This window comes from Pseudomonas sp. WPR_5_2 (assembly GCF_003634475.1).
Lineage (GTDB): Bacteria > Pseudomonadota > Gammaproteobacteria > Pseudomonadales > Pseudomonadaceae > Aquipseudomonas > Aquipseudomonas izuensis.
Map to the genome: position 1 here is coordinate 114009 of NZ_RBLA01000007.1, position 22608 is coordinate 136616.

A 22608-nucleotide genomic window follows, 5' to 3' on the forward strand; every position below is an offset into this window, starting at 1 on the left:
GTATTGACCTCAGCGCTGATGACGGATGCGTGGGTTGGCAAAGCCGTAGAGGATGTCCACTACGAAGTTGACCAGAATCACCAGGCAGGCGATTAACAGGATGCCGTTTTGCACAACCGGGTAGTCACGGGCGCCAATGGCTTCAATCAGCCATTTGCCGATGCCCGGCCAGGAGAAGATGGTTTCGGTCAGGACCGCACCGGCCAGCAGCGTGCCGACTTGCAGGCCGACCACGGTCAGCACCGGAATCAATGCGTTGCGCAAGCCGTGCACGAATACCACGCGCGATGGCGACAGCCCCTTGGCCTTGGCGGTACGGATGTAATCCTCGCGCAACACTTCGAGCATCGACGAACGGGTCATCCGCGCGATGACCGCCAGCGGAATGGTGCCGAGCACGATGGCCGGCAGGATCAGGTGGTGCAGGGCATCGAAGAACGCGCTGACATCATCGGCCAGCAACGTATCGATGAGCATGAAGCCGGTGCGCGGCTCGATGTCATACAGCAGGTCGATCCGCCCGGATACCGGGGTCCAGCCCAGGGACACCGAGAAGAACATGATCAGGATCAGGCCCCACCAGAAGATCGGCATCGAGTATCCCGCCAGGGAGACACCCATCACCCCATGGTCGAACAGGGATCCTCGCTTGAGTGCCGCGATCACCCCGGCCAGAAGGCCCAGGACGCCGGCGAACAACAGCGCGGCCGCGGACAGTTCCAGGGTCGCGGGGAATAGGGAGGTGAACTCGTGCCAGACGCTTTCACGGGTACGCAGGGATTCCCCGAGATCGCCGTGAGCCAGTTTACCGATGTAATCCAGGTACTGGGCGTACAGGGGTTTGTTCAGACCAAGGCGTTCCATTGCCTGAGCATGCATCTCGGGGTCGACCCGACGTTCGCCCATCATCACTTCCACGGGGTCGCCGGGGATCATGCGAATCAACGCGAAAGTCAGCAAGGTGATGCCGAAGAACGTGGGGATCAATAACCCCAGTCGGCGGGCAATAAAACTAAACATCGTGTGGTGTACCTCATCAGCCGGTTAGGCGTGCCCGGCATGCCTGGGGTCAGGAATGCCGGGAGTTTCTTATCTACTTCACCTGGGTGGTGGCGAAGTTATTAGTGGTGAGTGGGCTAATGTGATAACCCTCTACGTTGTTGCGCATTGCAGTAAACATTCTAGTGTGCGCCATGCTGATCCATGGCTGGTCCTGGTTAAAAATAACCTGAGCCTGTTCGTAGAGCGCCGCCCGTTCGGCCGGGTCGGTTTTTTCCCGGGCCTGGTCGATCAGGGCCTGGAATTTGTCGTTGCACCAGCGTGCGTAGTTTTCGCCGTTCTTGGCAGCTTCGCAACTGAGCATAGGCGTCAGGAAGTTATCCGGGTCGCCGTTATCGCCCGCCCATCCGGCGGATACCATATCGTGCTCGCCGTTTTTCGCCCGTTTGAGCATTTCGCCCCATTCCATCACGCGAATGTCGATCTTGATCCCGACCTTGGCCAGGTCGGCTTGCATCATCTGCGCGCCGAGCATTGGATTAGGGTTGGTCGGGCCGCCGCCGTTGCGGGTGAACAGGGTGAACGTGGTGCCTTCCGGTACACCGGCTTCCTTGAGCAGGGCGCGAGCCTTGTCCAGATCGCGAGCCGGATTCTTCAGGCTGTGGTTGTAACCCAGCAAAGTATCCGGGTAAGGGTTGACCCCAACGGTCGCGTTGCCCTTGCCGAACAGTGCGTTGACGTAGGCTTCCTTGTCGAAGGCGATATCGATGGCTTTACGCACCCGCACGTCGCTCATGTACTTGTGCGTGGTGTTCATGGCGATGTACGAAACGGTCATGGCGTTCAGTTCATCGACACTCAGCTTGGCGTCTTTCTTGATGCTCGGGATGTCATCCGGCTTCGGATACAGCGCCACCTGGCACTCGTTGGCCTTGAGTTTTTGCAGGCGCACGTTGTTATCGGTGGCGATGGCCAAGATCAACGATTCAGCCGGTGGTTTGCCACGGAAGTAGTCCGGGTTGGCCTTGAAGCGAACCTGGGCGTCCTTGTTGTAACGCTGGAAGACGAACGGGCCGGTGCCGATCGGCTTGTTGTTCAGATCGCCGGTCTTGTTGGCCTTCAGCAGCTGGTCGGCGTATTCGGCGGAGTAGATCGAGGAGAACGCCATGGCGATGTCGGCCAGGAACGGCGCTTCGCGGCGGGTCAGGGTGAACTTGACCGTGTTGTCGTCGACTTTCTCGACGCTCTTGAGCAGCTCTTTGAAACCCATGCTTTCAAAGTACGGGAAGCCCACGCTCGACAGTTTGTGCCATGGGTGGTTCGGGTCCAGCTGGCGCTGGAAGCTCCAGACCACGTCGTCGGCATTCATGTCGCGGGTCGGCTTGAAGTATTCGGTGGTGTGAAACTTGACGCCTTTACGCAGGTGGAAGGTGTAGCTCAGGCCATCGTCGCTGATGTCCCAGGATTCGGCCAGCGCCGGAATCACCTCAGTGGTGCCGGGCTTGAAGTCCGCCAGTCGATTGAAGATGGTTTCGGCCACCGCATCGGCTGTGACTGCAGTTGTGTACTGGACCATGTCGAAGCCTTCCGGACTGGCTTCGGTGCAGACGACCAGCGGTTTGGCCGATACGCCCACCGCGACACTCAGCAACGCGGCCGCGATGGCCGCACGTAGGGGAAGCATTTTCATCAAGAACCCTCTGCAATCGGTTAGAAGGACAAAGCCGAACGGCCGATTCATCGCTGAATCAGCCGCTCGACCGGTGCATTACAGAATGTTGAACGGAACAGTGGTCACGAGACGGAACTCGTTGATGCTGCCGTCAGCCTGGTTTTCACTGGCGCGGTGAGCGGTGTAGGTCGCGCGAACAGTCGTGGCCTTGAGCGGGCCGCTCTGAATCGCGTAGGAGCCACCGATGCCGTATTCGTAATGGGTTTCGCCATCTTGCGACTGGATGCCGTCGTAGCCTTTGCCGGCCACGCCGCCGTTACCGGTGTAGTGCGTGCCGTCGATACCCCAGCCGCGAGCCTGGTAGATGTTGAACTTCAGGCCTGGTACGCCGTATTCAGCCATGTTCAGACCGTAGGCAATCTGGAACGATTTCTCGTTCGGGCCGTTGAAGTCCGACAGCAGGGAGTTGGCCAGGTAGATACCGTTGGTTTCGTGCAGGTAGTCGAAGTACTCGTTACCGTTCACTTCCTGGTACGAGAAGGTCAGGCTGTGAGCCTGATGGGTCAGGCCAAGCGACAGCGAGTAGGTGTCGTTGTCGATGTCGCCGATCAGGGCCTTACCGGTATCCTTGGTTTTGTAGTAGTTCAGGCCGGTGGTCAGGCTCAGTACCTGGCTATCGCCCAGTACGTGAGAGGCGCCGAAGTAGTACTGGTTCCAGATGTCTTCAGCCTGGGTCGCCCAGAGGCTGGTGGTCAGGCTGGCGAACGGGTTGTAGGTGATGCCGCCGGTGTAAATGTGGTCGGTTTCGACGATGCCATTGGCGTATTCGGTGCGGAATTTACGCTGGCTTTCTTCGGTACGCGGAGAGTTGCGATCGAAGGTGGCCAGGTCGAATGCCAGGTTGTTCAGCTCTTCGCTGTGGATCGCCACACCTTCGAAGCTCGAAGGCAGCGCACGGTTACCGATCACGTCGACCATCGGGCTGCTGAAGTTCATGCGACCGGCGGTCAGGGTGGTGTTGGAAACACGCGCCTTGACGTTGGCCAGGCCCAGTTTGCTCCACTGGCCAACAGCGTCGCCGCCTTCTTCGGTCAGGGTACGGTTGTTGCCTGCGCCTGGACGAGTGCCCGGTGCGCCGCCGTTGTTGGAAGCCAGGTCTTTGCGGTCGCGATCCAGGGCGATGGCGTTGTAGGCCGCCACTTCAGTGCTGAAACCGATAGCGCCTTCGGTGAAGCCTGAGTTGTACTTGACGATCGTGCCCTGAACCCAGTTGATGCGACGGTCGGTTTCGGTCGAGACGCCGTCTTTCTTGTAGGCGAATTTGCCACCCCGTTTCAGTTGTTCGTTGGCGTACCAGTTACGGGTAGTGCCGCTGATCGACTGGCCTTCGAGAAAGCCGGTGGCTTCGCTTTGGGCGCTTTTTTCGTTCACGGTAACCGGAGTGAACGCCTGGCTCTGGGTTTCAGCGTAAGCCGTGGCGGTTACGCTGCTGATGGCCAACGCCAGTATTGCGGTGCTGCTCAGTTTCATGGGTGAAGCTCCTTACTTTCTTTTATTAATGCCGGTCTTTTTTGGTGATCCGGCTATTTGCTTTGGAACTCATTTACGCATCGCAAACGTTTGCTGTGCGCCGGATTGGCGAATTGCGGCAATACGCTTGCGTGAGGGTGCAATGCACCCCCAGCGTTTCAGCTACACGGTTTTATTTATCGATACTGACACCCGAGAACACGTTGCGACCGAAAGGGCTGACCTTGAACCCTTCGATTTTGGCGCTCAACGGCTGGTTGACCGTCGAGTGGGCGATCGGCGTGATCGGCACCTGCTGCTTGAGGTACTGCTGCGCCTGTTTGTAGAGCACGGTGCGCTGCTCGCGGTCGGTCACGACCTTGGCCTGCTTGATCAGCTTGTCGTAAGCCGGATCGCACCACATGGAGTAGTTGTTGCCGCCAATGGCGTCGCAGCTGTACAGCGTGCCGAGCCAGTTGTCCGGATCACCGTTGTCACCGGTCCAGCCGATCAGGCTGATGTCGTGCTCGCCGTTCTTGGTGCGCTTGATGTACTCGCCCCATTCGTAGCTGACGATCTTGACCTTGAGACCGATCTTCGCCCAGTCCGCCTGGAGCATCTCGGCCATCAACTTGGCGTTGGGGTTGTACGGCCGCTGCACGGGCATGGCCCACAGGGTGATTTCGGTGCCTTCCTTTACGCCCGCAGCCTTGAGCAGTTCCCTGGCTTTTTCCGGGTTGTAGGCGGGGTCCGTGATGGTCTCGTCGTAGGACCACTGGGTCGGCGGCATGGCGTTGACCGCCAGTTGGCCGGCGCCCTGGTAAACGGCGTTGAGGATGCCTTGTTTGTTCACCGCCATGTCCAGCGCCTGGCGTACTTCAAGCTGGTCGAATGGCTTGTGGCGCACGTTGTAGGCGATGTAACCGAGGTTGAAGCCGGGTTTCTCGATCAGTTGCAGTTTCGGATCGTTTTTCAGTGCGGTTACGTCGGCAGGACGCGGGTGCAGGGTGATCTGGCACTCGTCCGCCTTGAGTTTCTGCACACGCACCGAGGCGTCGGTGTTGATGGCGAAAATCAGGTTGTCGAGCTTCACGCGGCTCGGGTCCCAGTAGTGCTTGTTGCCGGTGTAACGGATGTTGGAGTCTTTCTGGTAACTCTTGAACACGAACGGCCCGGTGCCGATCGGCTTCTGGTTGATGTCGCTCGGCTTGCCTTCGGCCAGCAGCTTGTCGGCGTACTCGGCGGAAAGAATGGCGGCGAAGCTCATGGCAATGTTCTGGATGAACGCGGCGTCCACGCTGTTGAGCGTCATGACCACGGTCAACGGCCCGGTCTTTTCGACCCTGGCAATATTCTTGTTCAGGCTCATGCCGTTGAAATACGGGAATTCGGTCGGGTAAGCCTTACGGAACGGTTGTTGCGGATCGAGCATGCGATTGAACGTGAACAGCACGTCATCGGCATTGAAGTCGCGGGTCGGGGTGAAGTATTTGGTTGTATGAAATTTCACCCCTGGGCGTAGGTGAAAGGTGTACGTGAGACCGTCCTCGGAAATATCCCAACTCGTGGCCAGGCCAGGTACGACATTGGTCGAACCCTTCTCAAACTCTGCCAGGCGGTTGTACAGCGGCTCGGCGGCGTCGTTATCGGTCGCGGTCGTGTACTGCGCGGTATCGAAACCGGCGGGACTGCCTTCTGAGCAGAACACCAGGCTGTTATTGGCGGCCTGGCTCATGGAGGTGGCGGCCAACAGGCCGGTGCCCAGCAATGCGGATAAAACCAAGGAATGGCGCATGACGCTCCCTCTTGTTCAGTGTTTTGCAATACGCCTTCGTCCGTCCGCAGACGTGGAAGGCGTCATTGCTCTCAAACCATGACGTGCAGCACAAAAACCGATGACCCACGCATGGACTGGTCGGATCCCGACGGTATGAACCGTGGGTCCGGCAGTAAATGCGTAAAGTCCGAAAGACTTGTGGGAAAAGACGACGCGTCCTAGTGGTCTGCTGTAGTCAGTAGACGATCTGGATGTAGGCGATTTCCTGCTTTCTCGGTAGATCAAGCAGCGGCGACGTCAGAAACGTCGCCGCTGCCAAACCTTACTTGCTGACGCTGACGCCGTAGAAGGAGTTCAAGCCAAATGGGCTGATCTTGAAGTCCTGCACTTCGGCGCGCATGGGTTGGAACACCGTCGAGTGAGCGATAGGTGTGTAGGGAACCGCGTCTTTCAGGACGTGCTGAGCCTGCTTGTACAGCTCGGTGCGCTTGCTCTGGTCCGAAGTACGCTTGGCTTGCTTGACGATGTCGTCAAACTTCTTGTCGCACCATTTGGAGAAGTTGTTGCCCTGCAGCGAGTCGCAGCCGAACAGTACGTTGAGCCAGTTGTCCGGATCACCGTTGTCGCCGCTCCAGCCAATCAGCATCGCGCCGTTTTCGCCGCCTTTGGAACGCTTGATGTACTCGCCCCATTCGTAGCTCTGGATCTTGGCCTTGATACCGATCTTCGCCCAGTCGGATTGCAGCATTTCTGCCATCAGCTTGGCGTTCGGGTTGTACGGACGCTGTACCGGCATTGCCCACAGAACGATTTCGGTGCCTTCCTTCACACCGGCTTCCTTGAGCAGCTCCTTGGCTTTCTCAGGATTGTACGGCGCATCCTGGATAGTGGTGTCGTAGGACCACTGGGTCGGTGGCATGGCGTTGACAGCCTTTTGGCCGGCGCCCTGGTAAACGGAATCGATGATCTGCTGCTTGTTGACGGCCATGTCCAGTGCCTGACGCACTTTCAGTTGGGCCATCGGGTTCGGCTTGTCGTCACCCTTGATCTTGTCCATCACGTTGTAGGCGATGTAACCCAGGTTGAAACCGGCCTGGTCAGGCACTTTCAGGGTCTTGTCTTCTTTCAGCGCCTTCAGGTCCGCCGGACGTGGGAACAGAGTGATCTGGCACTCGCCCTTCTTCAGCTTCTGGATGCGTACCGACGGGTCGGTGGTGATGGCGAAGATCAGGTTGTCGATCTTGACGTCTTCAGGCTTCCAGTAGTCCTTGTTCCCGGTGTAGCGGATGTTGGAGTCTTTCTGGTAGCTCTTGAACACGAACGGGCCGGTGCCTACCGGCTTCTGGTTGATGTCGGCGGCCTTGCCTTCCTTGAGCAGCTGGGCAGCGTACTCGGCGGACTGGATCGAGGCGAAGCTCATGGCCATGTTCTGGATGAACGCGGCATCAACGTCCTTGAGGGTGAACTTGACGGTGTTGTCGTCGACTTTATCGATCTTGGTGATGTTGGTGTCCATCCCCATGTCGGTGAAGTACGGGAATTCGGTCGGGTACGCTTTGCGGAACGGGTCATCCTTGTTAATCATGCGATTAAAGGTGAACAGCACGTCGTCGGCGTTGAAGGTACGCGTTGGCTTGAAGTACGGGGTGGTGTGGAACTTGACGCCTTCACGCAGGTGGAAGGTGTAGGTCAGGCCGTCAGGGGAGACGTCCCAGCTGGTCGCCAGGCCAGGAATTACGGCGGTGCCGCCGCGCTCGAACTGGGTCAGGCGGTTGAACATGGTTTCGGCAGAGGCGTCGAAGTCGGTTCCGGTGGTGTATTGACCTGGATCGAAACCGGCCGGGCTCCCTTCGGAGCAGAACACCAGGTTACTCGCAGCTTGGGCGAACGGTGCGGCGGCCAAAAGGCTGGCGCCGACTAAAAACGGAATGACCGCGTGTTTAAGCATGGTGGCCTCATGATTTGTTGTCATTTTTTGATTTTGAGGACGACCTCGTGAGTCGTGCCTGCGGATACTTATGCAGGGCCCATACCCAATGCAAGATCCAGAGCGACTACAAGCCTTAAACGGTGGCACGAACGTACCTTAATGTCGCATTTGTATAAATGTTGACGCATTTGACCGTTTGCGCGGCATTTTTGCAGTGCAACTGGCGCACTTTTATGGTGCGTGCGCGGTGTGGGCTGCCCGCGGGTGGGGCGCGGTGTTACCTATGTATACCCCGCCCTGTGGGGGTGTGTAGAGGGTGAATGGGAGTGGTTATCGTTGCACCGATAATGGGTTGATGGTCATGGGTTCTACCAAGTGCAACTGATGTCGTTTTCCGGGGTTTGACTGCCCCTCCCGGATTCAGCATAGACGCTGTTTGCAAAAAAAAAGGCGATCACCGGGGTGATCGCCTTTTTTTGCACGGAGATTATCGGTTCAAGGCATCAACACTTCAATCGAACCGTCGGCCGTCATGCCGACCTGGCTGGTGCCGGCTTCAACTTCCGGCGTCACGGGGGCGCTGTCCATGCCGGCGGCTTTCATCATCATCGGTGCGCGCATGTATGGTTGCGGGTAGCCGTTGCTGTTGAGGTTCATGGTGACGATCTTGTAGCCCTTGCCACCCAGTGCGTCGGTGGCGAGTTGGGCGCGGGCCTTGAAGGCGGTCACGGCGTCCTTGAGCAAGGCGTCTTCGCTGGCCTTGCGGGTTGGCGTGGCAATCGCGAAGTCCATGCCGCCCATCTTCAGGTCGGTGAGCAGTTCCCCGGTCAGCTTCGACAGCGCGGCGAAATCCGTACTTTCCAGGCGCAGCTCGGCGCGTTCACGCCAGCCGGTGATTTTCTGGCCCTTGGCGTCGTAGATCGGGTAGCTGTTGCGGCTGCTCTGGCGCAGGGTGATGTCCTTGACTTGCTTGGCCTGGGCCAACGCCTTGTTCATGGTGGTGCTGACGTCGGCGGCGAGTTTGGCCGGGTCGGTGTTTTGTTCTTCTGTATAGAGGGTCACGATCATCAGGTCGCGAGCCACTTCCTGACTGACTTCGGCGCGCAGGGAAATCTGGTTGTAATGAAGTTCGTCGGCAGCCAGGGCCGGGAGGCTGGCGAGCGTGCCGGCACTCAGGGCGAGGAGGGCGGCGCTGCGGCGGAATGTGTGCATGAAAGCTCCTTGGAGGGTGCGCAGGCAATGGTCCGGGCCTGCGTGAAACCATCAGACTCTAGCTTCAATGATCCGGTTCGCACAGTTACAACTTCTATACAGATGTATGGCATTTAACCGCGTCACGGCCAATCGCGGGCAAGCCTTGCTCCTACAGGCCCGAGGCGTGCCTGAAGCTTGTGGGCGACTCGGACCTGTAGGAGCAAGGCTTGCCCGCGATGACAATCTGACAGGTTCCAGGCATGTGGCGGTTTGCCGCACTTTTGCCTGTCAGTCCTCGTGCTTGGTTATACTCCCTGCGATCCGCCTGGAGCGCTCATCAGGAGAGCTCATGCTCGCCCCCGTTCAAATCACTTCCGCCACTCGCCAGAACCTCTGGCGGCTGACATTCATCCGCACGTTGGTGCTGGCCGCACAGGCCGGTTCCGTGGGCCTGGCCTACTGGCTCGAACTGCTGCCATTGCCCTGGTTCCAACTGGCGGCGACCCTCGGCTGCTCGATGCTGTTGTGCGCGTTCACGGCGATTCGCCTGCGCACCACCTGGCCGGTCACCGAGCTCGAATACGCCGTGCAACTGGCCTGCGACCTGTTTATCCACAGCGCCTTGCTGTATTTCTCCGGCGGCTCGACCAACCCGTTCGTCTCCTATTACCTGGTGCCGCTGACCATTGCGGCAGTGACCTTGCCGTGGCGCTATTCGGTGATTCTGTCGGGCATCGCGCTGACGATGTACACCCTGCTGCTGGCGCGGTTCTATCCGTTGCAGACCTTCCCGATCGCCAGGGAAAACCTGCAGGTGTACGGGATGTGGCTGAGTTTCGCCCTCGCGGCTGCGGTGATCACGTTCTTCGCGGCACGCATGGCCGAAGAATTGCGCCGTCAGGAGGAGCTGCGGGCGATCCGCCGCGAAGAGGGCCTGCGCGATCAGCAATTACTGGCCGTGGCCACTCAGGCGGCGGGCGCCGCCCATGAGCTGGGCACACCGCTGGCGACCATGAGCGTTCTGCTCAAGGAAATGCGCCAGGACCATCATGACCCGCTGTTGCAGGACGACCTGAGCGTGCTGCAGGATCAGGTCAAGCTGTGCAAGGAGACCTTGCAGCATCTGGTACGCGCCGCCGAAGCCAATCGCCGTCTGGCGGTGGAGATGCAGGACGTCACCGATTGGCTCGATGAAGCGCTCAATCGCTGGCACCTGATGCGTCCGGAAGCCAGTTATCGCTTCCAGCGCCTGGGCCAGGGCACGGTGCCGCGCATGGCGCCGCCGCCGGACCTGACCCAGGCCCTGCTGAACTTGCTGAACAACGCGGCGGATGCCTGTCCAGAAGGGCTGCAAGTGACCCTGGACTGGAATGCCGAGGACTTGACCATCAGTATCCGCGACCACGGTGCCGGTGTGCCGCTGGCCATCGCCGAACAGATCGGCAAGCCGTTTTTTACCACCAAGGGCAAAGGTTTCGGCCTGGGCCTGTTTTTGAGCAAGGCGAGCGTGACACGCGCCGGCGGCTCAGTGAAACTCTATAGTCATGAGGAAGGCGGCACGCTCACCGAGCTGCGCCTGCCCCATGGCGCCCGAGGAGACCAACATGAGTGACGATATCCAGGTTGAAGGCGAAGAACTGCCGCATTTGCTGCTGGTCGACGACGACGCGACCTTTACCCGGGTGATGGCCCGCGCCATGGCTCGCCGCGGCTTTCGCGTCAGCACCGCCGGTTCTGCCGAAGAGGGGCTGGCCCTTGCCCAGAACGATCTGCCGGACTACGCCGCGCTGGATCTGAAAATGGACGGCGATTCGGGCCTGGTGTTGCTGCCCAAGTTGCTGGAAATGGATCCGGAAATGCGCGTGGTGATCCTCACCGGTTATTCGAGCATTGCCACCGCCGTCGAAGCGATCAAGCGCGGTGCCTGCAACTACCTGTGCAAACCCGCCGACGCCGACGACGTGCTGGCCGCGCTGCTGTCCGAACACGCCGATCTCGACAGCCTGGTGCCGGAAAACCCGATGTCCGTGGACCGCTTGCAGTGGGAACACATTCAGCGTGTGCTGACCGAGCACGAAGGCAACATCTCCGCCACGGCCCGTGCCCTGGGCATGCACCGCCGCACGCTGCAGCGCAAACTGCAGAAGCGTCCCGTTCGTCGCTGAACCTGCGCTGAACGAATGCTGGCCGCTCCTCGCGACAATCCGAACCGATCATCTATGATCGGTTCGTGCCTGTACTTTTCTTTATCGAGCCTTATCCATGAATCAGAACGCTGAATACTCCGCGGTCAACGATGCTGTGCGCGGGCAGTTTTTTCGCAAAGTCTGGGCGATAATCACGCCTTACTGGCGCAGTGAGGAGAAGGTCAAGGCCTGGTCGCTGCTGATCGCGGTGATTGCCCTGTCGCTGATCAGCGTAGGGATCTCGGTGTGGTTCAACACCTGGTACAAGGATTTTTACAACGCCCTGCAACAGAAGGACGAAGCGGCATTCTGGCGGCTGATCCTGTACTTCTGCGCGATTGCAGCCGTCGCGATTGTCGGTGCGGTGTATCGGCTCTACCTGACACAAATGCTGACGATCCGCTGGCGGGCGTGGCTCACCGAGACGTATTTTTCCCGCTGGCTCACCGACAAGAATTACTACCGGCTGGAGCAGGGGGGCTACACCGATAACCCGGACCAGCGGATTTCCGAAGACCTCAACAACTTCACCTCGAACACCTTGGAACTGGGCATTGGTTTACTTCGCAACATTGTCAGCCTGGTGTCGTTCTCGATCATTCTGTGGGGCGTGTCGGGCAGTATTGAGGTATGGGGTTTCACCATTCCCGGCTACATGTTCTGGTGCGTGCTGGTGTACGCCGCGGTGGGCAGTTGGCTGACGCATTTGATCGGTCGTCGCTTGATCGGCCTGAACAACCAACAACAACGCTTCGAAGCGGACCTGCGTTTCTCCATGGTGCGGATTCGCGAAAATGCCGAAAGCATTGCGCTGTACAACGGCGAGCCGAACGAACATCGTCGCTTGAGCGGTCGCTTCGGGATGGTCTGGCATAACTTCTGGGACATCATGAAGGTGTCCAAACGCCTGACTTTCTTCACTGCCGGTTACAGTCAGGCCGCCATCATCTTTCCGTTCATCGTCGCTTCGCCGCGTTACTTGTCCGGCAAGATCGAACTTGGCGAGCTGATGCAAATCAGCTCGGCGTTCGGCAACGTCCAGGAGAGTTTCAGCTGGTTCATCACCGCGTACCAGAACCTCGCCTCATGGCGCGCCACCTGTGATCGTCTGCTGAGCTTCCGCCAGGCCATGGCCGACAACGAAGAGCGTGCTCCGGCCATCGATGTACAGAATCAAGGTGATGCGTTGAAAGTGCACAACCTTGGCCTCGACCTGGCGGACGGTCGCCATTTGCTGACCAATGCCGACATGACCGTGGAGGAGGGCGAGCGCGTCATGCTCAGCGGCCGCTCCGGCAGTGGCAAGTCGACCCTGTTGCGAGCGATGGGGCACCTGTGGCCGTCGGGCCACGGCAGCATTCGCCTGCCGGCGGCGCGATATCTGTTCCTGCCGCAAAAGCCTTATCTGCCGATCGGCACGCTGCGTGATGCCTTGAGTTATCCACAAGCCGGCGATACCTACCTGAACGAGCGCTATGTGCACGTCCTGGAAACCTGCCGTTTGCCGCACCTGGTGCCACGCCTGGACGAAGCCAATCACTGGCAGCGCATGCTGTCACCCGGTGAGCAGCAACGCCTGGCCTTTGCCCGCGCCCTGCTGTATGCGCCGCAATGGCTGTACATGGACGAAGCCACATCGGCGATGGATGAAGAGGACGAAGCATCGCTGTACCAGGCGCTGATCGACGAGCTGCCGGGACTGAGCATCGTCAGCGTCGGCCATCGCAGCAGCCTCAAGCGCTTCCATCCTCGGCATGTTCGAATCGAGAACGGCCATCTGGTGGACCAGGCCGTGACCGCATAACACCATAAACCCTGTAGGAGCAAAGCTTGCTCGCGATGAACGATGACACGGTCTCCAGTCGGAAAAGTGTAACGGCCATCGCGAGCAAGCTTTGCTCCTACAGGGCGAAGGTGATCGTACAACTGCGTTGAGCTATGATGCGGTTTCAGCCGAATTTTTCGAGACAGATGTTCACCATGGAAAACCCGAACGACGTACCACGCCTCCCTCGCAAGCGCCGCAGCCTCGCTCAGGAGTTGGTGACGGTGCTGTCCGAACAGATTCGCGACGGTCACCTCAAGCGTGGCGACAAGTTGCCCACCGAGTCGGCGATCATGGACGCCCATGGCGTCAGCCGCACCGTGGTACGCGAAGCGATTTCACGTTTGCAGGCGGCGGGGCAGGTGGAAACCCGCCACGGCATCGGCACCTTCGTGCTCGACACGCCGAGCCCGAGCGGTTTCCGCATCGACCCGGCCACCGTGGTGACCTTGCGTGACGTGCTGGCGATTCTGGAGTTGCGTATCAGCCTGGAAGTGGAGTCCGCCGGTCTCGCTGCACAACGCCGCAGCCCCGAGCAGTTGGGGTTGATGCGTGCAGCGCTGGATGCGTTGAATGAAAGTGTCTCCCACGCCAGCGATGCCGTGGCCTCGGACTTCCAGTTCCACCTGCAGATCGCGCTGGCCACCGGCAACCGTTACTTCACCGACATCATGACGCACCTGGGCACCAGCATTATCCCGCGCACCCGACTCAACTCCGCGCGGCTGGCCCATGATGACCAGCAGCACTACATGAATCGCCTGAGCCGCGAGCACGAAGAAATCTACGACGCCATCGCCCGCCAGGATTCCGATGCTGCGCGAGCGGCCATGCGGTTGCACCTGACGAACAGTCGTGAGCGGCTGCGCCACGCCCATGAAGAGGCCGAGGCGCAGCGGGGGTAAGTGTTCTGATCCAAGTGATTTAAAGTCTGTAAGACCGCTATCGCGAGCAGGCTCGCTCCCACAGGTGATCGCACACAGAACCTTGTGGGAGCGAGCTTGCTCGCGATTGGGGCAGAGGCCGCTACGCAGTGACTTCAGGCAGTCGTGAGAGTCGAACGATCCACCCTCACGGCCAACTCGCCAGTCCCGGGTTTGGCATTGAATGCCACCGTCCCATGCTCATCCACAACTCCCTGGGCAATCGGTACCCCACAGGCCAACAACTCCAGCGGCGCACCCTTCATTGATTCGCCAGAGGCCAGTTGCAGTTTCAATTTGATAGTCATTCTTGATCTCCTGATCAGACATTGCCAGTGGGGTTGTAGTCTTTGAGCAGCAGGTAGGTGCTCCAGCCCCACCAGTCATCGATGGTGGCGGTGTCGTTCAGATTGTTCACATCCTTGCGTCGCAGCACCTTGTTGCCATCGACCTTGAACAGCGGCGAGAAATTGCCTGTCGGGTTGAGTGCCGCTTGCAGGTCGGGGAGCTTTTTCAACGCAGCAAAGCTGCCCGGCGACGGGGTAATGCCACTCAGATACGCCGCAAAGATCTCGTCCGCAGAAACCTGAACCGCTTGATTGACCTGCGCCCGGTTAGCATTGTCGATCGCGTCGAAATAACGCTTGTCGCCGTAGGCACGCCATTGGTCGCCATCGCCGTTGCGCACGTTGAGGCCGAACTTGCTGTCTTCGTCGTGCATGAAACGGGTAATCAACGAGCCCAGGTCGCTGGGCGTGACCACCGCTGCCAACTGTTTGCGCGGCACGCGCAAATGGCCGGCGGAGAACAGGTCAGTCAGGTAATGGTCGGCAAACGCGTTCATCGCGTAGGCCAGTTCCAGCAACCGCTCATCGCCGCTGTCTTTTGCCAGCAGCGCTTGCTGCAATGCCGCCGTATGTCCGGCGACGTAGGCTGCCAGTGCCCCTTCGGCAAAATGATCGCTGTTGTTGGCCGCCAGTTTCAGATAACGGCCAAGCGGGAACAGGGCCGAGACGAAACTGCCGCCACCGGTGATCTTGTTCCACTCTTCCGACAACGTATCTCCCAGCGTGTCGTAAGCCTCATGGGCCTGTTTTCCATCCCGGATCGCCTGATTGACGGCGGCGATTTCCTTCTGCATGACGGCGAGGATTTGTTTGGCCTCGGCATTGGCAGCGGGCAGTACCGCGAGGGAATTGAAGGCGTTGGCGAAGCGCTGGATTCGATCGGCGGCTGTCGTGCCTTCGCTGATCGGCTGATCGGGAATTCCGTAGAAATCACCTCCCAGCGCAACCACCTGGCCATACCTCAGCGCCAGGCCATTGGGTAGATGCAGCTCGACCTGCGAAGCCGGGATGGCAGGCGCATCCTTGACGAAACGCAGCAGGGTGCTGTCGCCGATGGCGGTATGCTCACCGCCCTCGAACCTCAGCTGTGGCTTGCTTTTCAGGGCTTCTCCAGGCGCGGAGGCGGGAGGCCTGGACGGGTGAGTGTGATGCTCGCCAATACGCAGAACCAACGAGTCATTACCGGTGATGGCAATACCCTGCTCGGTAAAAAGATCATCCAGCGTGGCAAGGACGTGCCTGGTTTTTTCCTGCGGTTGTGTGTGTAGACCTGACATTTCTATCTCCTTGATATGTCGTCGGTATGCTTCATATTTAACTGTATGTATATACAGTTGTCTGGATCATAGATCAGAAACTTCCTACGTCAAGGAAATGTTTTTCCGAAGCAAAAATGGCGACGAGTGATGAAATGCAGTTGACGGTTGTATTTTAAGTTGTACGATGACCTACAACTTCGGCGCAGGCTGAACAGTCTTCTCACACAAACGTCGCAACCCAGGGTGTTCGAATAATGAATCCACAAGAACTGAAGTCCATCCTCTCCTCCGGTCTGCTGTCTTTCCCGGTGACCGATTTCAATGCCCAGGGCGATTTCAATCGCGCTGGCTACATCAAGCGTCTTGAATGGCTGGCCCCATACGGCGCCTCGGCGCTGTTCGCCGCGGGTGGTACCGGTGAGTTCTTCTCTCTGGCGGCCAGCGAATACTCGGAAATCATCAAGACGGCCGTCGACACCTGCGCGACCAGCGTGCCGATCCTGGCCGGTGTTGGTGGTTCGACCCGTCAAGCCATCGAATACGCTCAGGAAGCCGAGCGTCTGGGCGCCAAAGGCCTGTTGCTGCTGCCGCACTACTTGACCGAAGCCAGCCAGGACGGCGTTGCCGCCCACGTTGAGGCCGTGTGCAAATCGGTCAGCATCGGCGTCGTGGTTTACAACCGTAACGTCTGCCGCTTGACCGCGCCTTTGCTGGAACGCCTGGCCGAGCGCTGCCCGAACCTGATCGGCTACAAGGATGGCCTGGGCGATATCGAGTTGATGGTGTCGATCCGTCGCCGCCTCGGTGATCGCTTCAGCTACCTGGGCGGCTTGCCGACCGCCGAAGTCTACGCCGCGGCCTACAAGGCGCTGGGCGTGCCGGTCTACTCCTCGGCGGTGTTCAACTTCATCCCGAAAACCGCGATGGACTTCTATCACGCCATCGCCCGTGAAGATCACGCCACCGTCGGCAAGATCATCGACGACTTCTTCCTGCCGTACCTGGACATCCGTAACCGCAAGGCCGGCTATGCCGTGAGCATCGTCAAGGCCGGGGCCAAAATCGCCGGCTATGACGCAGGCCCGGTGCGTGCGCCACTGACCGATCTGACCGGCGAAGAGTACGAAATGCTCGCCGCGCTGATCGACAAGCAGGGCGCGCAGTAAATCCCGACATAACCAGAGCCGCTGAGCAGTCAGCGGCTTTTTGCGTGAGGAGTGCATCCCGTGACAAAGCGCTATGACAACTACATCAACGGTGAATGGGTCGCCGGTGCCGATTACTCGGCCAACATCAACCCGTCGGAACTGAGTGACACCATCGGCGACTACGCCAAGGCTGACCTGGCCCAGGTCAACGCTGCCATCGACGCCGCCCGTGCCGCGTTCCCGGCATGGTCCACGTCTGGTATCCAGGCGCGTCACGATTCCCTGGATAAAGTCGGCACAGAAATCCTCGCTCGCCGCGAAGAGCTCGGTACCCTGCTGGCTCGGGAAGAGGGCAAGACCCTGCCCGAAGCCATCGGCGAAGTGACCCGCGCCGGTAACATCTTCAAATTCTTCGCCGGTGAATGCCTGCGCCTGTCCGGTGACTACGTGCCGTCGGTGCGTCCGGGCGTCAACGTTGAAGTCACTCGCGAAGCCTTGGGTGTGGTCGGTCTGATCACCCCGTGGAACTTCCCGATTGCCATCCCGTCGTGGAAAATCGCCCCGGCCCTGGCCTACGGTAACTGCGTGGTGCTCAAGCCTGCGGACCTGGTGCCGGGTTGCGCCTGGGCGCTGGCAGACATTATCTCCCGCGCCGGCTTCCCGGCGGGTGTGTTCAACCTGGTGATGGGCAGCGGTCGCGTGGTGGGCGAAGCACTGGTCAACAGCGCGAAAGTCGATGGCATCAGCTTCACCGGTTCCGTTGGCGTGGGTCGTCAGATCGCGGTCAGCTGCGTATCGCGCCAGGCCAAAGTTCAGCTGGAAATGGGCGGCAAGAACCCGCAGATCATTCTCGACGATGCCGACCTCAAGCAAGCGGTCGAGTTGTCGGTGCAGAGCGCGTTCTACTCCACCGGCCAGCGTTGCACGGCCTCCAGCCGCCTGATCGTCACTGCCGGGATTCACGACAAGTTCGTCGAAGCCATGGCCGAACGCATGAAATCGATCAAGGTCGGTCACGCGTTGAAGACGGGCACCGACATCGGTCCGGTGGTCTCCCAGGCGCAGCTTGAACAGGACATGAAGTACATCGACATCGGACAATCCGAAGGTGCGCGCCTGGTCAGTGGTGGCGGCCTGGTGACCTGTGACACCGAGGGTTACTTCCTCGCGCCAACCCTGTTTGCCGACAGCGAAGCGTCGATGCGCATCAGTCGCGAAGAGATCTTCGGTCCAGTCGCCAACATTGTCCGCGTGACCGATTACGACGCTGCGCTGGCCATGGCCAATGACACCGAGTTCGGCCTGTCGGCGGGCATTGCCACCACGTCCCTGAAGTACGCCAACCACTTCAAGCGCCACTCCCAGGCCGGGATGGTGATGGTCAATCTGCCGACAGCCGGCGTGGATTACCACGTTCCGTTCGGTGGGCGTAAGGGCTCATCCTATGGGTCACGTGAGCAAGGCCGCTATGCGCAAGAGTTCTACACGGTCGTGAAAACCAGCTACATCGGCTCCTGACGCAATACCTGTGGGAGCTGGCTTGCCAGCGATGGCATCACCGCGGTGCAACTGAACGACCGAGGTATCCGCATCGCTGGCAAGCCAGCTCCCACAAAAAGACCAAAAAAGATTCACCCCGCATAAAAATAATCAGTGGGAGTACATCTACATGCAATCGACCCAGAAGCCGACTCACGTCCGCTATTTGATCCTGCTCATGCTGTTTCTGGTGACCACGATCAACTACGCCGACCGGGCGACCATCGCGATCGCCGGCTCCAGCCTGCAAAAAGACCTCGGCATTGACGCGGTCACCCTCGGCTATATCTTCTCGGCATTCGGTTGGGCCTACGTGGCCGGGCAAATTCCCGGTGGCTGGTTGCTGGACCGTTTCGGTTCGAAAAAAATCTATGCATTGAGCATCTTCACCTGGTCGCTGTTCACCGTGTTGCAGGGTTATGTCGGTGAGTTCGGCCTGTCCACGGCGGTGGTGGCGCTGTTCATGCTGCGCTTTTTGGTGGGCCTGGCCGAAGCGCCATCCTTCCCCGGTAACGCACGGATTGTGGCGGCCTGGTTCCCGACCGCTGAACGCGGTACGGCTTCGGCGATCTTCAACTCGGCGCAATACTTTGCCACCGTGTTGTTCGCGCCGCTGATGGGCTGGATCGTCTACAGCTTCGGCTGGCAGCACGTGTTTATCGTCATGGGCGTGATCGGCATGATCTTCTCGGGGATCTGGCTCAAGGTTATCCACAGCCCGCGCCAGCACCCGATGATCAATGATGCCGAGTTCAAGCACATTGCCGACAACGGCGGCATGGTCGACATGGACCAGGACAAGGGCAAAGGCAAAAAAGTCGACGGTCCGAAATGGGACTACATCCGCCAACTGCTGACCAACCGCATGATGCTCGGTGTGTACCTGGGCCAGTACTGCATCAACGGCATTACTTACTTCTTCCTGACCTGGTTCCCGGTGTACCTGGTGCAGGAGCGTGGCATGACCATCCTCAAGGCCGGTTTCATTGCCTCGTTGCCGGCGATCTGCGGCTTTATCGGTGGCGTGCTCGGCGGGGTGATTTCCGACTACCTGCTGCGCAAGGGCCATTCCCTGACCTTCGCCCGCAAGGCGCCGATCATTGCCGGTCTGCTGGTTTCCAGCAGCATCGTGGCCTGTAACTACGTCGATATCGAATGGATGGTCGTGGGCTTCATGGCCCTGGCGTTCTTCGGCAAAGGCGTGGGTGCGCTGGGCTGGGCCGTGGTGTCCGACACATCGCCGAAACAGATCGCCGGTTTGAGCGGTGGTCTTTTCAACATGTTCGGCAACCTCGCTTCGATCACCACCCCGATCGTCATCGGTTACATCATCAGCTCCACCGGTTCGTTCAAATGGGCGCTGGTGTTTGTCGGTTGCAACGCTCTGGTCGCGGTGTTCAGCTATCTGGTCATCGTGGGTCCGATCAAGCGTGTAGTGCTCAAGGAGCCGCCGGTCAGCGGTCCTGAAACGAACAACAAATTGTCTCAAGCGCATTCCTGAGGAGCGGCGTCATGCAGTTGATTGAACATTCCGACTCGCCGCGCTACATCCGCCTGCACGAGCGGGACAATGTAGTGATCGTGGTCAACGATCAGGGCGTACCGGCCGGCACCGAGTTTTCGGATGGCCTGGTGACCGTGGACTTCGTGCCACAGAGCCACAAGATCACCCTGGAAGACATTCCCGAGGGAGGCCAGGTAATTCGTTACGGCCAGACCATTGGCTACGCCTTGCAGCCGATTCCACGCGGCAGCTGGGTCAAGGAAGATCAACTGCGCATGCCGACCGCGCCACCGCTGGACAGCCTGCCGCTGTCCACCGAAGTGCCGGCCGCGCAAGCACCGCTGGAAGGCTACACGTTCGAGGGTTATCGCAACGCCGACGGTACCGTTGGTACGCGCAATATTCTGGGCATCACCACCACTGTGCAATGCGTGACCGGCGTGCTGGATCACGCGGTCAAGCGCATCAAGGACGAGTTGCTGCCCAAGTACCCGCACGTCGATGACGTGGTGGCGCTGACCCATAGTTACGGTTGTGGTGTGGCGATTACCGCCACCGACGCCTACATCCCGATCCGCACCGTGCGCAACCTGGCGCGCAACCCGAACCTGGGTGGCGAGGCGTTGGTGATCAGCCTGGGTTGCGAGAAATTACAGGCCGGGCAGGTGATGCACGAGGACGATGCCTCGGTGGATTTGAGCGAGCCGTGGCTGTATCGCCTGCAGGATTCCAGCCACGGTTTTACCGAGATGATCGAGCAGATCATGGCGCTGGCAGAAACCCGTTTGAAGAAGCTCGATCAACGCCGTCGGGAAACCGTGCCGGCGTCCGAGCTGATCCTTGGCATGCAGTGTGGTGGCAGCGATGCGTTTTCCGGGATCACCGCCAACCCGGCCCTGGGCTATGCCTCGGACCTGTTGCTGCGTGCTGGCGCGACGGTGATGTTTTCCGAAGTGACCGAAGTGCGCGACGCCATCTACTTGCTGACCTCGCGTGCGCAAACCCGGGAAGTCGCCCAGGAACTGGTGCGGGAAATGGACTGGTACGACCGTTACCTGGCCAAGGGCGAGGCGGATCGCAGCGCCAACACCACGCCGGGCAACAAGAAGGGCGGGTTGTCGAATATCGTCGAGAAGTCCCTGGGGTCGATCGTCAAATCCGGTAGCAGCGCGATCAGCGGTGTGCTCGGCCCTGGCGAGCGATTCAAGGAAAAAGGCCTGATCTTCTGCGCGACCCCGGCCAGCGACTTTGTCTGCGGGACGTTGCAGCTGGCGGCGGGGATGAACCTGCACGTGTTCACCACCGGTCGCGGCACGCCCTACGGGCTGGCCATGGCGCCCGTGGTGAAGGTCTCGACCCGGACCGAACTGGCACAGCGCTGGCCGGACCTGATCGACATCGATGCCGGGCGCATCGCCACCGGACGCGCTTCTATCGAAGACCTCGGCTGGGAGTTGTTCCACTACTACCTGGACGTGGCCAGCGGCAAGAAACAGACCTGGGCCGAGCGGCACAAGCTGCATAACGACATCACCCTGTTCAACCCGGCGCCTATCACCTGATACCGAATCGCCTGCATCGCGGGCAAGCCTTGCTCCCACAGGATCGGGTCGTACACATCTTCCGTGTATGACCCGATCCTGTGGGAGCAAGGCTTGTCGAATCGTCGCACCGCCGCGATGACGGACTTCCAGACGCCAAAGTGCCTGGTGGCTTATCATTAGCTAACTAACGACGCTCACCCAAGGTTCCCCCGGCATGCTGGCAATTTTCCTCGAAACCCTGAACATCACCGCGCCGGTGTTCGCCATGCTGTTTCTGGGGGTGTTGCTCAAGCGCATCGACTGGATCAACGACAACTTCATCCACACGGCGTCGTCACTGGTGTTCAACGTCACCATGCCGGCATTGCTGTTTCTGGGCATCCTGCATGCCGACCTGCATACCGCGTTGCAACCAGCCCTGCTGATCTACTTCTCCCTCGCGACCCTGGTGTGCTTTGCCATCGCCTGGGGCTGGGCGATCTTGAAGTGCCCGCGGGAAGACCGCGGGATCTACACCCAGGGCGCCTTCCGGGGCAACAATGGAGTGATTGGCCTGGCGCTGGCAGCGAGCATGTACGGTGATTACGGGATTTCCCTCGGGGCCATTCTCGCAGCGCTGGTGATCCTGTTTTACAACACGCTGTCGACTATCGTGCTGGCGGTGTACAGCCCGGTGATCAAGTCCGACCCGTGGAGCATCTGCAAAAGCGTATTGAGCAATCCGCTGATCATCAGCGTGATCGTGGCGGCGCCATTTGCCTACTTCAAGATCGGATTGCCGGGATGGCTGGAGACGTCCGGCCAGTATCTGGCGCAAACCACCTTGCCGCTGGCACTCATCTGCATCGGCGGCACCCTGTCGCTCGCAGCGATGCGTAAAAGCGGCTCAATGGCGCTCAGTTCAAGCCTGGTGAAAATGCTCGGCCTGCCGGTACTGGCGACGCTGGGCGCATGGCTCTGGGGCTTTCGCGGGGCGGAACTGGGGATTCTGTTTCTGTACTTCGGCAGCCCGACCGCCGCCGCCAGTTTCGTCATGGCCCGGGCGGCGGATGGCAACCATGAACTGGCGGCGGCGATCATCGTCATCACCACGCTGATGGCGGCGGTCACCACCAACATCGGGATCTTTTTGTTGCAGTGGGGTGGGTGGATCTAACTTCAGAAATTTCGGTGTTCTTCAGGGCCTCATCGCGGGCAAGCCTTGCTCCCACAGGTTTCGTGTTGTTCGAATAAGTTGTGTCCGACAGAAAAC

17 protein-coding genes are annotated in these 22608 nt (G+C 59.5%); 9 read left to right on the top strand and 8 right to left on the bottom strand.

The genetic code is table 11. The features are described from left to right. Window positions 1–9: 9 nt before the first annotated feature. From BJ917_RS24230 to BJ917_RS24255, 6 genes are all read right to left on the bottom strand, one after another. Window positions 10–1020: an ABC transporter permease subunit gene (locus BJ917_RS24230; RefSeq protein WP_096513478.1), complete on the bottom strand. Its 1011-nt coding sequence runs from the start codon at window positions 1018–1020 to the stop codon at window positions 10–12. 73 nt (window positions 1021–1093) lie between these two features. After that, a complete protein-coding gene (locus tag BJ917_RS24235) occupies window positions 1094–2689 on the bottom strand; it encodes an ABC transporter substrate-binding protein (RefSeq protein ID WP_096513477.1) in 1596 nt (531 codons plus the stop codon). 78 nt (window positions 2690–2767) lie between these two features. Beyond that, window positions 2768–4201, bottom strand: coding sequence for an OprD family porin (locus BJ917_RS24240; protein WP_121104958.1), 1434 nt, complete (start codon window positions 4199–4201; stop codon window positions 2768–2770). A gap of 172 nt (window positions 4202–4373) precedes the next feature. Then, window positions 4374–5975 (bottom strand): ABC transporter substrate-binding protein, encoded by a 1602-nt coding sequence (locus tag BJ917_RS24245; protein WP_121104960.1) that lies wholly within the window; start codon window positions 5973–5975, stop codon window positions 4374–4376. 304 nt (window positions 5976–6279) lie between these two features. Further along, complete coding sequence (locus BJ917_RS24250) at window positions 6280–7905, bottom strand: ABC transporter substrate-binding protein (protein ID WP_096513474.1); 1626 nt, start codon at window positions 7903–7905, stop codon at window positions 6280–6282. A 477-nt stretch (window positions 7906–8382) separates the two neighbouring features. Then, on the bottom strand, window positions 8383–9099 hold the full coding sequence (locus BJ917_RS24255; protein ID WP_121104962.1) for an SIMPL domain-containing protein: 717 nt from the start codon (window positions 9097–9099) through the stop codon (window positions 8383–8385). 331 nt (window positions 9100–9430) lie between these two features. Between BJ917_RS24255 and BJ917_RS24260 the strand changes: the two genes are divergently transcribed. The 4 genes from BJ917_RS24260 (at window position 9431) to BJ917_RS24275 (ending at window position 13997) form a co-directional block, all read left to right on the top strand. Beyond that, window positions 9431–10693 carry an ATP-binding protein gene (locus BJ917_RS24260; RefSeq protein WP_096513472.1) on the top strand — a complete coding sequence of 421 codons (1263 nt, stop codon included), beginning with the start codon at window positions 9431–9433 and terminating at the stop codon, window positions 10691–10693. Continuing rightward, the gene (locus BJ917_RS24265) at window positions 10686–11246 is read left to right on the top strand and encodes a response regulator transcription factor (protein WP_096513471.1); all 561 of its coding nucleotides are present in this window, start codon (window positions 10686–10688) and stop codon (window positions 11244–11246) included. The genes BJ917_RS24260 and BJ917_RS24265 overlap by 8 nt, the downstream gene beginning before the upstream one ends. Before the next feature lie 97 nt (window positions 11247–11343). After that, on the top strand, window positions 11344–13071 hold the full coding sequence (locus BJ917_RS24270; protein WP_096513470.1) for an ABC transporter ATP-binding protein/permease: 1728 nt from the start codon (window positions 11344–11346) through the stop codon (window positions 13069–13071). 176 nt (window positions 13072–13247) lie between these two features. Continuing rightward, complete coding sequence (locus tag BJ917_RS24275; protein WP_177409555.1) at window positions 13248–13997, top strand: FadR/GntR family transcriptional regulator; 750 nt, start codon at window positions 13248–13250, stop codon at window positions 13995–13997. A gap of 134 nt (window positions 13998–14131) precedes the next feature. Here the strand turns inward: BJ917_RS24275 and BJ917_RS24280 are convergent, their stop codons facing one another. Both BJ917_RS24280 and BJ917_RS24285 read right to left on the bottom strand, forming a co-directional pair. Next, the gene (locus BJ917_RS24280; protein ID WP_096513469.1) at window positions 14132–14323 is read right to left on the bottom strand and encodes a hypothetical protein; all 192 of its coding nucleotides are present in this window, start codon (window positions 14321–14323) and stop codon (window positions 14132–14134) included. A 14-nt stretch (window positions 14324–14337) separates the two neighbouring features. Then, the gene (locus tag BJ917_RS24285; RefSeq protein ID WP_121104964.1) at window positions 14338–15639 is read right to left on the bottom strand and encodes a phospholipase; all 1302 of its coding nucleotides are present in this window, start codon (window positions 15637–15639) and stop codon (window positions 14338–14340) included. 236 nt (window positions 15640–15875) lie between these two features. On the opposite strand from BJ917_RS24285, the gene kdgD reads away from it, so the two are divergent. The 5 genes from kdgD (at window position 15876) to BJ917_RS24315 (ending at window position 22512) form a co-directional block, all read left to right on the top strand. Then, a complete protein-coding gene (kdgD, locus tag BJ917_RS24290; RefSeq protein WP_060542957.1) occupies window positions 15876–16787 on the top strand; it encodes a 5-dehydro-4-deoxyglucarate dehydratase in 912 nt (303 codons plus the stop codon). A gap of 60 nt (window positions 16788–16847) precedes the next feature. Continuing rightward, window positions 16848–18287 (top strand): aldehyde dehydrogenase family protein, encoded by a 1440-nt coding sequence (locus tag BJ917_RS24295; protein ID WP_121104965.1) that lies wholly within the window; start codon window positions 16848–16850, stop codon window positions 18285–18287. Window positions 18288–18438: 151 nt separating this feature from the next. Further along, window positions 18439–19809 carry an MFS transporter gene (locus BJ917_RS24305; protein WP_121104967.1) on the top strand — a complete coding sequence of 457 codons (1371 nt, stop codon included), beginning with the start codon at window positions 18439–18441 and terminating at the stop codon, window positions 19807–19809. Between the two features lie 11 nt (window positions 19810–19820). Beyond that, window positions 19821–21374, top strand: coding sequence for a galactarate dehydratase (gene garD, locus BJ917_RS24310; RefSeq protein WP_096513464.1), 1554 nt, complete (start codon window positions 19821–19823; stop codon window positions 21372–21374). 196 nt (window positions 21375–21570) lie between these two features. Continuing rightward, complete coding sequence (locus BJ917_RS24315) at window positions 21571–22512, top strand: AEC family transporter (RefSeq protein ID WP_121104969.1); 942 nt, start codon at window positions 21571–21573, stop codon at window positions 22510–22512. Window positions 22513–22608 lie beyond the last annotated feature (96 nt).